We start from the raw sequence: 12983 nt of genomic DNA on the forward strand, positions 1-12983 counted from the left end.
CTGGAGTGTTGTTGACGGGCCGGCCACCTCCGGCCCTCAGCCGCATTGCCACGGCCTCGTGGTGCGACCGGTCCGGCGGGGCTCAGCCCTGGGCCGGCCCGGGCACGGTGATCACGGGGCAGACGGCCCGGTGCAGCAGGCCGTGCGGAACGGACCCGAGCCGCATGCCGGTGAAGCCCTCCCTGCCCCGGCGGCCGACGACCACGGCCACCGCGTACGCGGACGCCTCGGCGAGCACCTCGACCGGATGACCGCGCAGCACCGCGTGCGTCACCGGCACGTCAGGGTGGAGGGCCGACCGCGAGGCGACGGCTTCATCCAGCAGCGCCTCGCGCTTCTCCGTCTCGGCCCGCTCGTCACGAGGGCCGAGCAGCGGCGGCTGCCATACCCAGACCGGACGCACCGAGATGCCCCGCACGGCGGCGGCCTCCAGGGCGTAATCCAGTGCCGCGTCAGCCGCACGGCTGCCGTCCACCCCGACCACCAGGTACGCCGGCTCCTCGACGACACTCCCGGTTTCCGGAACCACGGCCACCGGACAGGCGGCGTTCGCGCTGACCGGGTAGGCCGTGGAGGCGGCGCTGAGCATCTCCGCCGACCGGCCGAGCCGGCGCGAACCGAGGACCACGAGCTGGGCGTGGCGGGACTGCCTGACCAGGACCTGGGCCGGGGTGCCGTCCGCGATGAACGTCGTCACCCCGAGGTCCGGAAGGCGCTCGTGGACGCGCAGCCTCGCCTCGTCCAACGCCTCGTCCCCGAGCGCGCGCAGCGCCTTGTGATGGGCGGTCTCCTCGACACCGGGCACATGGTGGAAGGCCGGCGTGACGGCGTGCACCAGTTGCAGGGGCACCCCCCGGCGGGCAGCTTCGTCCGCGGCCCGGTCCACGGCTGCCTCCGTCCGCTTCACGGCATCGACCCCGAACACGACCGGAAGTCCTTCGCCGGCAGCTGTCACGGCTCCTCCAACGATCAGGCGGCGATCGGCGAGCGGCCGGCGGCTGCCTGCCGCGGCCCCTGACCACACTGCTCCCGGCACACCGTGGAGGCACGTGACGGCCGTCCTGCCTCTGGTTCCTTGTCACACGGTGGCCTGCGGCCTTCGTCAACCGGTGTGGGCACAGCGCGCCGCGGCGCCGTCGCCGACCGGCATGTCACGCTGCCTCGGCCGCAGCGGCGCCCTCCCCGCCGACCTCCGGACGGACGATGACGACCGGACAGGGCGCGTGAAGTGCCACCTGCTGGCTCACCGAACCGAGCAGCAGCCGCGCGAAGCCTCCGCGCCCCCGGCAGCCCACCACCAGCACCTCGGCTCCCCCGGCGGCATCCACGAGCACCTCGACCGGGTTGCCCCGCACAAGGCGCTCGTGCACCCGGGTGGCGCCCGTGTCACCGAGGATGTCGCGCACCTCCTGGACGAGGTTGCGCTTGGCCGCTTCCGCGTCGAAGTCCGCGTCGACCGGAGGGGCCGACCAGCCATGAGCACCTGGCAGCTCGTATGCCGCCACCGCGTCCACGGTCGCTCCGATCAGACCGGCGTGCCTGACACCCCAGCGCAGTGCCGCGTACGACGAGGGTGAACCGTCGATGCCCACGACGACGCGCGGAGCCGGATCGCTCGTGCTCATGCCGTGCCACCTTTCTCGCAGTCCCCGTCATCCACGCTGCGCCACTCCCGGAAGGTTCGCCACGCAGGATCGGCCACGAGGAGCACGGCGTACCGGACCCACCGGAGGACGGTCCACGCCCGCCCTCGTCGCTGCCCAGGTGTCCGACCGCGCCACCCGGTTCCGGGCACCGGCGCGCTTACGTGACACTCCCCCGCCACTGCTCCGGCTGTCGCGCCGGACGAGGGCGAGCCCGGCCGCGGAAGCGGTTTCGAAGGAGCCGTGCGCGGCGACCACTTGCCGCCCGGCGGCGTCCGCAAGGGAGGCTACGATCACGGCGCACACGCCACGCGATGTCCCCGACGCCGGTGCGCCGGCGTCGGGGCACCCTGGTCCGGGACCACCGGGCGACTCCCGACGAGTGGTGGAGCGGCCCGGCGGGCCGGGGTGGCGACGATCGGGCAGGTCGTGCGGAGCCGACCGCCCGCGGTCATCGCGGAGATCAAGCGCCACTACGACTCGCTCTGCGCCGAGTTCACCGGCCCGGACGGCGCGCTGGTGCTTCCTCACGCGGCCCTGATGGCGTACGGCCGGGCATGAGATGTCTCGGCGTCACGGGACGCCGGTGTGCCGTCGCCAGTTCCGGTCGGCGCCTCACCGCTCCAGATGGGCCTCTGTGATCGCCAGTGCCGCCGCCATGATGCTGAGCTGCGGGTTCACCTCCGGACAGCCCGGCAGCACCGAGGCATCCGCGACCAGGACCCCGTGCACGCCCCGAAGCCGTCCAGACCCGTCGGCCGGGGAGCGCAGAGGGTCGGCACCGGCTGCCACCGTGCCCGAAGGGTGGTACGCGGAGAGATGGAGCTGTCCGGGGCCCACGCGCGCGAGAATGCCGTCCAGTTCCGGGAGTGCCCGGGCGCGCGGGGCGGTGGGGATGCCGGTGAGGACCTCCTCGGCGCCCGCGGCGAAGAGCAGTTCACCCATGGCGCGAACGGCTCTCATCAGCCGGCCCCCGTCCCGACGGTCCAGGTCGTAGCGGAGCAGGGTGCGCTCGCGGCCGATGACGCGCCCCGACGGGCGGTCGGCGATCATGGTCCCGAGAGTGGCGAGCCGGTCGGCTCCCTCCAGCTCGCGCCGCAACTCGCTCCCCAGGCCAGGCAGTACGAAGGAACCCATGCCGGGCGGTGTCGCGGTGGCCTCGATCAGCACGCCGCCGTCGTGGTGCTCCTCCACGCCCACACTCTGCAGCACCCCCTCCCAGGCGGTGACCGGCTCGGCGAACCGTCCCGCGACGCTGGTGGCCGGGTGGACGCTGAGATTGCGGCCGAGCCGGGGGTGTCCGCCGAGGCCCGAACGGCGCAGCAGGGGTGGCGACTGCAGGGCGCCGGCGGCGACGACGACCAGCGGGGCCAGGATCTCGAACTCGCCCCCGCCCTCACGGCGTACGCGTACACCCGCCGCCCGCGGACCGCCGGGACGGTCCGAGTCGACGAGGATCCGCCGTACCTGCGCTCCGGTGACGATCCGGGCGCCCGCGGCACAGGCGTCGGGCAGGACGGAAAGCTGCACGCTCTGCTTCGCGCCGGTCGGGCAGCCCACCACGCACTGGCAGGAACCCTTGCAGCCGGGTGCGTTGCGGCGCAGGGGTGCGGCCTGCCAGCCGAGGCGTTCGGCCCCGGTGAGCGCGATGCGGCCGTTGTTGCCGAGGACGTCGAGCGGCTGGGTGGCCACGTTCAGGGTGCGCTCGGCCTCGTCGAGACAGGTCTCGAAGCGCTCGGCGAGGTCGAACCCGAAGTCCTTCGTCCAGCGCGTCAGCACATGGTCAGGAGTGCGATAGCAGGTGCCGGAGTTGACGACGGTGGTGCCGCCCACGGCCCGGCCCACGGGCAGCAGCAGGGGCGGATTGCCCACGGCGACGGTGGCTCCTCCGTCCCGGTAGAGCTCCGCGAACCGGTCGAGCGGGGTGCGACGCCCGAACGACTCGGTGGAGTGATGGTGCCCTTCCTCCAGCACCACGACGACGAGTCCGGCCCTCGCCAGGGTCCGCGCGGCCGTGGCACCGCCCGCGCCGGAGCCGATCACGACGGCGTCAGCGGTGGTGCGTGCGGGCCACGCGTCGGCGGGTGTGCAGTCGAGCGCAGGGTCCTTCCGTGCCAACAGGGTCCGTTTCACGCCCTGTTGGAGATGGCGCTCGGTACCGGCGGCGAGCAGGACGGGCACCTTGAGCACGTCGAGCAGCGGGAGGAGCCGTTGTCGCGCGCCGACACCGGCGAGCAGGGCTTCCCTTTCGGGGCCGGTGAGGGCGGAGAGCGTACGGCCGGTCCGCGCCACGGCGTAGACATCGGCGGCGCGCGCGGCGGCGCGGACCCCGGCCCGGGCGGGCAGCGGCATCGATTCGAGGACCGCCTCCAGCCGCCCGGGGACACGTGCGGGCCAGTCCCCTGTGCCGTCGTCGGCGATCAGTGCGGCGACGAATCCGCTGAGGCTCATCGGGTGCCCACCTCCGCGTGCGCGGTGCCGTCCAGGGTCCACTCGGCCTCCGTACGCCAGCCGCCCCACCACCAGCGCTCCAGCAGCACCTGCGCGTCGGCGCTTTCGCTGTTGCGGCACACCGCGTGGGCTCCGTCCGGGTCGGTGTAGTCGAGCGCGAGGGTACGGTCCTCGGGCTGGGTGACCTCGACGCGGATGCGGCGCAGGCCGGCGCGTCCGGTCACCGTCCAGGTGGGCAGGCCGATGGCGGCGCGGAAGCGCCCGAGCCCGGCCCAGCCGACCGCTGTGCGCTCCGCCCGCCTCGGCCATGTGGCGTTGCCGCGGCGCAGCCGCAGGAAGACCAGGGGCGGAAGGCGTCGAAGACCGGGGCGCATGGAGACGGCGGCGACGATCTCCAGTACGTCTCCCCCGCCCAGGTCGGCGTGCAGCCAGGCCCAGCGGCGGGCGTTGCCGTGCCCGAAGATCCGGGCGGAGGCGCCGGGCGCGCCGTCGAGCGGAAGGGTCGTGTCCCCGTAGGAGAAGGTCCCGTCGTACGAGGCACGCGCGGCGGGGAGGATCTGGGCGGCCGGGAGCAAGGGGCGGCGCCAGGACCAGCGGGGGAAGGTGAACAGCGGTGTGTCCGCGGCCTGTTCGGTGAGATCCCAGCGCAGGGAGTCCGCCGTGCCGGTCAGCCGGCCAGGCGTGGCGGACACCCCGTCCGCGGCGAAGCCGGCGCTGTCGCCGGTCCACTTGGCGGGGCCGAAGCGGGCGTGCCGTACCGGCTCGTTCCTCGGGAACACCGCTGCCCAGCCGTGCGCGTACGGCTCGGATCCGTCGGCGGGGGCGGTGAGTTCGTGGTGGATCCACAGTCCGGTGCCGCTGGCCGGGTCGGTCAGGGTCGTGTACCAGACCTCGGTGCGCCCCGGCTCCCCGTCCCAGCGGGGCGCCATGAGCGCCCCGGGGTTCTCCCGCCTGGGGAAGCGGAAACTTGCGAGGAAGGGCACGAGCTGGGTGGTCACGGGGAAGCGCAGTGTGCCGGTGCCGACCCGCGCGCCGTCCTCGTAGAGCGTGTACGGCAGTACGGTCATCGACGCGACAGGCCTGCGCGGGCTCACGGACTTCCAGCCGTCGAGGGTGAGGCGACGGCCTTCGGCGGTGAACGAGATGCGGTAGCGGATACGCCGCCTGGCGAGCGGCGAGATCTCCAACTCGCCCTCGGCAGCGGGGTCGTCCGCCCATCCGGCTATGCGTATCCGGCCGGTGGTCCGGGCCTCGGTCGTGCCGAGAAGCCGCATGACGCGGTCCGCCGACACCAGCAGATCGAGACGGACCCGGCGGGTGCGGTCCTCGCCGTCGAGCCGGACCGTGCCGAGCATCGTCTCGCTGAAGGACGTACCGCGTGCGCCCGTGCCCGCGCCCGTCGCCGTACCCGTGTCCGCTCGTGCTCCTGTGCTCATGCGAGCCCCTCCAGCATGATCCGTTCGGTCGCCGTCAGATAGGCCTCGGCCGCTCGCCGTGCCGCGATCTCGTCACCGGCCGCCACCGCTTCGACCACCGGCTCCAGCCGCCCGTGGGCGACCTCGGCATCCGTGAAGGGGCCGACGAGCGCGGACCGGACCGGCAGATAGGCGTTGAAGAGGGTGTTGGTGAGCAGCGCGTAGACGCGGTTCCCGGTGGCGCGGGCCAGTGCCCGGTGCACCTCGACGTCGGCGAGCTGCACGGCGTCCGCGCTGTCGGCCGTCCGCACCGCGGCCAGCAGGGTGCGCAGCTCGGCGCGCTGCTTCCCGGTGGCGTGGACCGCGGCGCGCTCGGCGATCAACGCCCCGACGCTGCGCCGCACTTCGAAGATCTCGCCGATCCAGTCGGGGCTGTGCCGTACGAGCATGGGCAGCAGATCGGCTCCGCCGAGCCGCGCGAAGTCGCGGACCCGTGTGCCCACTCCGTGCCGGGTCTCGAGGAGCCCGGCCTGGACGAGACGGCCGAAGGCGTGCTTCAGGGTGGTACGCGTGACGCCGTAGCCGTCGGCGAGCTGGCGCTCCGGCGGCAGATAGCTGCCTGCGGGGTGGCGTCCGGCGAGGATGTCCTCCCGCAGCCGGTTCTCCAGAACGTCGACGATGGTTTCGCGGGGCAGTGCCTCCACGCCATTCCTCCCCGGTGGATCAGTGGATGAGCCACTCAACCAAGAGGGATCAGCGAAGTCAATGGCTCGTCAGCCCGAAGTCATGTAGGCCTTCAGGGCAAGGTGCACCTGCAGCGCCTGGTCGCCATGGCGCCACTGCTTCCCGATCAGCGCCGAGATCCGGTCGATGCGCTGGTAGAGCGTGTTGACGTGGACGTAGAGGGCGGCAGCGGTACGTGCCAGGCTCCCGTCGCAAGCGAAGTACTCCAGGGCCGTACGCACCAGTTCACTGCCGCGCGCCGCGTCGTGCGCGACGAGCGGGCCGATGGTGCGGGTCACGAAACGGTCCAGTTCGCTGCGGTCCGTCTGACCGAGCAGGATGCCGTGGATGCCCAGTTCGTCGCGGCAGGCGCCCTCGCCCGCCCGGTCGAGCGCGAGCAGCACGTCGAGACAGCGTGCGGCGTCGCGGTGCGCCTCGACCACCGCCGCGGCTCCGGGCGCCGCGGCTTCCCCTCCCACGGTGACCCGGCCACCGCCGCCCCCCGTGGTCAGCGCCTCTGCGAGTGCACGGGCGGCCCTGCCCGGGTCGTCGGCCCCGGGCAGCACGACGACGGTGTTACCGCCGTACTCGCCCGCGATCCCGCCCAGCCGTGTGGCGTGTGCGCTCGCCAGTTCCGTGATCCGGCGGCGGCGGTCGCCGTCCTCGCCGCGCGCCGCGAGGACCACATGGGCGTCCTCGAGATCGAGGCCGACCAGGGCGGCGCGGCGGCGCAGTCCGTCGGGGTCGCGGTGCGGGGCACCCAGCAGGTCGTCCAGGATCTCGCCGCGCAGCCGCTGCTCGGCCTCTGCGACCGAGCGCTCGCCGAGCAGCATCAGCGCGGCGGCCTGGGCGGCCCGTTCGAGGGCGTGCACGTCGGAGGCGTCGAGTCCGCCGCGTGCGAAGAAGAGCGTGCCCAGGTGTTCGCCGACGGCGACGATGGGGGTGATGCACATGCCCCCGCGGGTCACGGAGATCCTCCGGGCGCGTACCTCGCCCAACTCCCGCTTCCATGGCTGCGGTTCGGGCGGGGCCTCCCCGGCGGCGGCCAGCGGGCGGTCGTTCGCGTCGAGGACGAGGACGCTGCCGCGCAGCACTTCGGCGAGCGCGTGCGCGAGGCCGGCGGTGCCGCCGCCCTCCAGGGCGACGGCCGTCAGCCGCTCATGGACGGCCGCGGCCTTGTGCACCTCCTCGAAGAGCGTGGCGTTCTCGATGGCCAGCGCGGCATGGTTGGCGAGCGAGATGAGCAGTTCGACCTCCTCGGGCGAGAAGGGCCGCACCCGCCGGTTGGCGGCGAACAGCACGCCGTAGACCTGGTCGCCGAACTTGAGGGGTACGCCCTGGATGGCCACCAGGCCCTCGGCGGTGATGACGCCGTCGACGTAGTCGGAGTGCGCGAAGCGCTCGTCGTTGGGGTAGTCGGCGGTGTGGTACGGCTGTGCCGTCTCGGCGACCAGCCCGCCGAGTCCGGTGCCGACGGCGAGCCGGCCGGTCTTGAAGGCCTCCGTGGTGATGCCGTCGGTGACGCGGACATAGGTGTCACCGGCCTCCGGGTCGGAGAGCAGCAGATAGGCGACATCGGTACCGACGAGGGTGCGGGCCCGGCGGACGATCGCCTGGAGCACGTCCTCCAGGTCGCGCAGCGAGGCGAGGTCGCCGGCGGTCTCGTAGAGGCCGGCGAGAGCGGCTTCGCGGCGTCGGTGGGCGGCGAGCCGGGAGCGTATCTCCAGGGCGTCGTCGACCATGGGGCCGTCCGCCCCGAGGGCGTGGAACTCTTCCTCGTCCGCCTCCTCACGCAGGAGACGGAGCAGGGAACCGGTGGTGGTCGTGTGCGTCGTCGTCACACGGCCAGTGATACCTCACACCCGCTGCTCCTCGCCCATGGATGCACCCTCCGTCACGGACGGCGCGTCGGTGGAGGTTTTCTCCACCCGCCTGGCGAGGAGCCCGGCCGCCGTCCCCCACACCCCGCGCCGCAGCAGCAGCACTGCGGCGATGAAGACCGCTCCGGTGACCAGCTGGACGGACTCGAAGCCCGCGGTGGAAAGCCAGTCCTCCAGCCGTACGAGGGCGGCCGCTCCGACGACCGGACCCCACAGCGTGCCGATGCCGCCGAGCAGCACCATGACCACCGCCTTGCCCGAGGTGGTCCAGTAGACCTCCTGGAGCGAGGCGAAGCCGTGGTTGATCGCGTACAGTCCGCCGGCGATTCCGGTGAGGAAGGCCGAGCCGGTGAAGGCGGCGAGCCGGTAGCGGTCGGCGCCGTAGCCGAGGGCCCGCGTCCGCTCCGGGTTGTCGCGTACGGCGGTGAGGACGCGTCCGAACGGCGAGCGGACGGTCCGCCACGCCGCGAACAGGCCGAGGAGCACGAGGGGCAGGGCCGCGTAGTAGAACACGAAGCTGTCGTTCAGGTCGGCTCCGGGGAGGTCGCGCGGGATGGCCTGCAGTCCGTTCTCGCCGCCCGTCACGTCCTTCCACTGGTTGGCGGTGAAGTAGACGAGCTGGGCGAAGGCGAGCGTGACCATCGCGAAGTAGATGCCGGTGCGCCGTACGGCGAGGTAGCCGATGGGCAGCGCGAGCACGGCGGCGGCCAGCGCCCCGCCGAGCACGGCCACGGGGAACGGCAGTCCGGTGTGGATGGCGATGAGCCCCGTCGCGTACGCCGACGAACCCCAGAAGGCGGCGTGCCCGAAGGAGAGCAGTCCGGCGTATCCGATGAGCAGGTCGAGCGCGACGGCGAACAGCGCCCAGCACAGGATGTCGGTGGCCACCGGCGGATAGAGCAGCCACGGCAGGGCCAGTGCGCCCAGAAGCCCGGCGGCGAGGAGCGGCAGGCCGCCTCTTTCCACCATGTACTTGACGATCACGTGAGACCTTCCTTGCCGAACAGCCCGGCCGGACGGGCCAGCAGTACGACGGCCATGAGCAGGAACACCGAGGTCTGGGAGAGTGCGGGGACGTAGAGATTGCCGAGCGCCTGGAGCATGCCGATGGCGAAGCCCGCGATGACCGCGCCCGTCACCGAGCCGAGGCCGCCGATGACGACGACCGCGAAGACGGTGATGACGAGGTCGGCGCCCATCTGGGAGTTGACCGCGCGCATCGGCGCGGCGAGTACGCCCGCGAATGCGGCAAGTGCCACTCCGAAGCCGAAGACGGGGGTGACCCAGCGGCCGGTGTCGATGCCCAGCGAGCGGGTGAGTTCGGGGCGCTCGGTGGCGGCGCGCACGATAGTGCCGGCCTTCGTACGGGCGAGCATCAGCCACACCACGCAGCAGGCCACCGCCGAGACACCGAGCGCGAAGACCTGATAGGCCGGGAAGGTGAAGGCGCCGAGGTCGAGCGAGCCGGGGAAGGGGCCGCTCGCATAGGGCTGTGACGCGGACCCGTACTCGGCCCTCAGCAGGTCCTGGCAGACCAGAGCGATGCCGAAAGTGAGCAGAAAGCCGTAGAGCGGGTCGAGATCGGCGATCCGGCGGATGAGCAGCCGCTCGACGGCGACGCCCGCCGGCCCGAGACCGAGCGGGACGAGCAGCAGCGCCCACCAGAAGCCGAGCCCGGCGGCGTCCGCGAGCCGGACCGCGCCGAAGGCGCCGAGGGTGTAGACGGCGCCATGGGCGAAGTTGATGACCCTGAGCATGCCGAAGATGACGGCGAGGCCGAGGGCCAGCAGCGCGTAGAACCCGCCGCTGACCAGCCCGTTGAACGCCTGCTGGAGGCTGCCTGTGAGGGTGAACTGGGCTGTCATGACAGCCTGCACGCCGGGTCGGCGGGTGCGAAGGCCTGCGCGGCCGGGATCTTCCTGACCAGTTCCGTGGTGTCGGCCGGGTCACTTCCGGGCTTCTTCACGCGCGCGAGGTACGCGTCGTGGACGACCCGGTGGTCGGCGGCACGGACGGTGGCGGAGCGGGCGAAGACGTCCTCGAACGTCATGCCGTCGAGTTGCTTGCGCACGGCGGCGGGGTCGTCGGTCCCGGCCTTCTGCACCGCTTCCAGGTACTGGGTGGCCGCGGAGTAGTTGCCGGCGTGGTCGAAGCTGGGCACCTTGCCGGTGCGCTCCTTGAAGCCCTTCGACCAGTCCTTGGCCTTCGGGTCCATGTTCCACCACCAGGCGCTGGTGAACTGGGCACCCGCCAGCTTGTCCGCACCGATCGCCTGGATGTCGGTGTCCGAGATCAGCCCGACGGCCAGAGCGATCCCCTTCTCCTTCAGCTTGAACTGGTCGTACTGCTTGACGACGTTGACCAGATCACCGCCCGCCTGCAGAACGCCGAGCACCTTCGGCGCCGGCTTCATCGAGGACGCCTTGAGGAGGAAGGTGGAGAAGTTGTCGTTGGGGAAGGGGGTCGGGTCCTTGCCGACGACCGTGCCTCCGGCCCCCTTGACGGCGGCTTCGAACCCGGCGCTCATCGCCTCGCCGAAGGCGTAGTCGGGGTAGAGCAGGTACCAGCTCCTGCCGCCCTCCGCGGTGACGGTCGCGCCGGTCCCGTGGGCGAGCATGTAGGCGTCGTAGGCCCATGCGTACGTGTACGGATTACAGGACTTGCCGGTGAGTTCGGGGGTCGCGGCGCCGACGTTGAAGTACAGCTTCCGGGCCTGGCCCGCAACGGTCTGGACGGCGAGGGCCGCGGAGGAGGTAGGCACGTCGAACAGGGCGTCGGCGCCCTTGCGTTCGTACAGCTCACGGGCCTTCGTCGAGGCGGTCTCCGGCTTGTTCTGGTGGTCGGCCGAGAGCACCTCGATGTCCTTGGCGACGGCCTTGTCGCCGTACTTCTTCCTGTAGTCGTCGACGGCCATCCTCACGGCCTCGACCGATCCAGGGCCACTCAGCGAGGCGTAGACGCCCGAGAGGTCGGTGACGACTCCGAGCGTCACCTTTCCGCCGCTGATCTTGCCGCCTGACGACGACGGGCCGCCTCCGCCGCAACCGGCCAGGGCGGCGAGGAGCGCGGTCACCGCGGCCGAGGCCGTGAGGGCATGCCGAACGTGGGTCATGGCTTTCCTTTCGAGGGTGGTGCGCGAGGGTGCTGCGGACCGAGTCAGTTGCCACGGACCGAGGCAGATGCGGGAGATGCGGGAGGTGCGGGAGGTGCGGGAGGTGCTAAAGACCGAGGCGGTCGAGGAGCTCGTGCTCCCGGTCCTTCACGGCGGAGTTGTCCAGGGTCTCGACGACGCGGCCGCCGTCGAGGAGGTGGTGCCGGTCGGCGACGGTGACGGCGAACCGGAGGTTCTGCTCGACGAGGAGTACGGTCACGCCGTGCCGCTTGGCCTCACGCAGCACATCGCCGATGCGCCGGACCATGACCGGAGCCAGGCCCTCGGTCGGCTCGTCGCAGAGCATGATGCGCGAGCCCATCCTCAACACCCTGGCCAGAGCGAGGAGTTGCTGCTCACCGCCGGAGAGCTTGGCCGCCGGGGTACGGCGGCGCTCGGCCAGTACGGGGAAGGTGTCGTGCACACGCTCCAGTGACCAGCCGTGCGCCGGATCGCTGTAGGGGAAGGCGAGGTGTTCCTCGACGCTGAGACCGGCGTAGATGCCGCGGTCGTCGGGGACATGCCCGAGTCCGAGGCGGGCACGGCGGTGGGCGGGCAGCCTGTCGACGGTGCGGCCCGCGAGGGAGATGCTGCCGGTCGCGTGCCGGTGCAGGCCCATGACACAGCGCAGGAGGGTCGTCTTGCCTGCGCCGTTGCGGCCGACCAGGGTGGCGATCTCGCCGGGGGCGACGTCCAGGGACACCTGGTGCAGGGCCTGGGCCCGGCCGTAGAAGGCGTCGAGGCCCTCGACGCGCAGCGCCGGGACGGCAGTTGCCGGGGCGTTCCCTGCGGAGGCGTCATTCATGTCCCGCCCCCAGGTAGGCCTCGACCACCCGCTCGTCGGAGCGGACGTCGTCGTAGCTGCCCTCGGCCAGTATCCGACCGCGCTGCAGCACGGTGACGCGCTCCGCGAGCGACGCGACGACCTGCATGTTGTGCTCGACCAGCACGACCGTACGGCCCTGTCTCACCCGGCCGATGAGTTCGACGGTGCGCTCGATGTCCTCGGTGCCCATCCCGGCGGTCGGTTCGTCGAGCAGCAGCAGCTTGGGGTCGAGGGCGATCGCGAGGGCCAGCTCCAGTGCGCGGCCGCGGCCGTAGGGGAGCCGCCCCGCGGGTTCGTCCGCCCAGCGGGCGAGGCCCACCTGGTCGAGCAGTTCGAGCGCCCGCTCGCGATGGCGGGCCAGGGCACGGTCCGAGCGCCAGAACGCACGGCCGAGCGGGCTGCCCGCCATCAGCGCCAGCTCCAGGTGCTCCGCCGCGGTCGCGTGCTCGAAGAGGCTGGTGACCTGGAAGGAGCGGGCGACGCCGAGGCGGGCGATGCGCTCGGGTGAGTGCCCCGTGATGTCGCGTCCGTCGAGCACGATACGGCCGGTGCCTGCCGGTACATGGCCGGTGAGGAGATGGAAGAGGGTGGTCTTGCCCGCGCCGTTGGGTCCCACCAGTGCGTGCACCGTGCCTTCGGAGATCCGAAGATCGACCGGGCCCACGGCGGTGAACCCGCCGTAGGCCTTGGTGAGCGCTCGGGTTTCCAGCACGGGGCGGCTGCTCAGGGTCATGCCGACCTCGAATGTTCAGGTTCGACGCCGGCGATCGCCGGCGTGGCTCAGACCGTAGGAACGAGCCGCCTCGCAGGGCGACGGAGGAAATCTCCACTCCTCTGGGCCCGACAGCGTGGAACCGTTCCATGGCGCGCGGTGCGCCCCTCGGCGAACGATGT

12 protein-coding genes are annotated in these 12983 nt (G+C 72.2%); 1 reads left to right on the forward strand and 11 read right to left on the reverse strand.

Features of this window, described 5'->3' with window-relative positions:
* Window positions 1-82: 82 nt before the first annotated feature.
* Window positions 83-955, reverse strand: a complete 873-nt coding sequence (locus tag ACFU5O_RS13995; RefSeq protein ID WP_384239890.1) for a universal stress protein — start codon at window positions 953-955, stop codon at window positions 83-85.
* Between the two features lie 196 nt (window positions 956-1151).
* Window positions 1152-1625, reverse strand: a complete 474-nt coding sequence (locus ACFU5O_RS14000; protein ID WP_384239891.1) for a universal stress protein — start codon at window positions 1623-1625, stop codon at window positions 1152-1154.
* A gap of 447 nt (window positions 1626-2072) precedes the next feature.
* Between ACFU5O_RS14000 and ACFU5O_RS14005 the strand changes: the two genes are divergently transcribed.
* Window positions 2073-2204, forward strand: coding sequence for a hypothetical protein (locus tag ACFU5O_RS14005; protein WP_384239893.1), 132 nt, complete (start codon window positions 2073-2075; stop codon window positions 2202-2204).
* 54 nt (window positions 2205-2258) lie between these two features.
* Here the strand turns inward: ACFU5O_RS14005 and ACFU5O_RS14010 are convergent, their stop codons facing one another.
* The 9 genes from ACFU5O_RS14010 to ACFU5O_RS14050 form a co-directional block, all read right to left on the reverse strand.
* Window positions 2259-4094 (reverse strand): GMC family oxidoreductase N-terminal domain-containing protein, encoded by a 1836-nt coding sequence (locus ACFU5O_RS14010; protein WP_384239895.1) that lies wholly within the window; start codon window positions 4092-4094, stop codon window positions 2259-2261.
* A complete protein-coding gene (locus ACFU5O_RS14015) occupies window positions 4091-5530 on the reverse strand; it encodes a hypothetical protein (RefSeq protein ID WP_384239896.1) in 1440 nt (479 codons plus the stop codon). The genes ACFU5O_RS14010 and ACFU5O_RS14015 overlap by 4 nt, the downstream gene beginning before the upstream one ends.
* Window positions 5527-6213 (reverse strand): FadR/GntR family transcriptional regulator, encoded by a 687-nt coding sequence (locus ACFU5O_RS14020; RefSeq protein ID WP_384239898.1) that lies wholly within the window; start codon window positions 6211-6213, stop codon window positions 5527-5529. Before ACFU5O_RS14020 ends, ACFU5O_RS14015 begins: the two co-directional genes overlap by 4 nt.
* A 69-nt stretch (window positions 6214-6282) precedes the next feature.
* Entirely contained in the window at window positions 6283-8073 is a 1791-nt protein-coding gene (locus ACFU5O_RS14025) for a helix-turn-helix domain-containing protein (RefSeq protein WP_384239900.1), read from the reverse strand.
* A 15-nt stretch (window positions 8074-8088) separates the two neighbouring features.
* On the reverse strand, window positions 8089-9096 hold the full coding sequence (locus ACFU5O_RS14030; RefSeq protein WP_384239902.1) for a branched-chain amino acid ABC transporter permease: 1008 nt from the start codon (window positions 9094-9096) through the stop codon (window positions 8089-8091).
* Window positions 9093-9977, reverse strand: a complete 885-nt coding sequence (locus ACFU5O_RS14035; RefSeq protein WP_384239904.1) for a branched-chain amino acid ABC transporter permease — start codon at window positions 9975-9977, stop codon at window positions 9093-9095. Before ACFU5O_RS14035 ends, ACFU5O_RS14030 begins: the two co-directional genes overlap by 4 nt.
* Complete coding sequence (locus ACFU5O_RS14040; protein WP_384239906.1) at window positions 9974-11224, reverse strand: ABC transporter substrate-binding protein; 1251 nt, start codon at window positions 11222-11224, stop codon at window positions 9974-9976. The genes ACFU5O_RS14035 and ACFU5O_RS14040 overlap by 4 nt, the downstream gene beginning before the upstream one ends.
* A 106-nt stretch (window positions 11225-11330) precedes the next feature.
* On the reverse strand, window positions 11331-12068 hold the full coding sequence (locus ACFU5O_RS14045; protein WP_384239907.1) for an ABC transporter ATP-binding protein: 738 nt from the start codon (window positions 12066-12068) through the stop codon (window positions 11331-11333).
* On the reverse strand, window positions 12061-12822 hold the full coding sequence (locus ACFU5O_RS14050; RefSeq protein WP_384239909.1) for an ABC transporter ATP-binding protein: 762 nt from the start codon (window positions 12820-12822) through the stop codon (window positions 12061-12063). Before ACFU5O_RS14050 ends, ACFU5O_RS14045 begins: the two co-directional genes overlap by 8 nt.
* Window positions 12823-12983 lie beyond the last annotated feature (161 nt).

This window comes from Streptomyces sp. NPDC057445 (assembly GCF_042802855.1).
Taxonomy (GTDB): Bacteria; Actinomycetota; Actinomycetes; order Streptomycetales; family Streptomycetaceae; genus Streptomyces.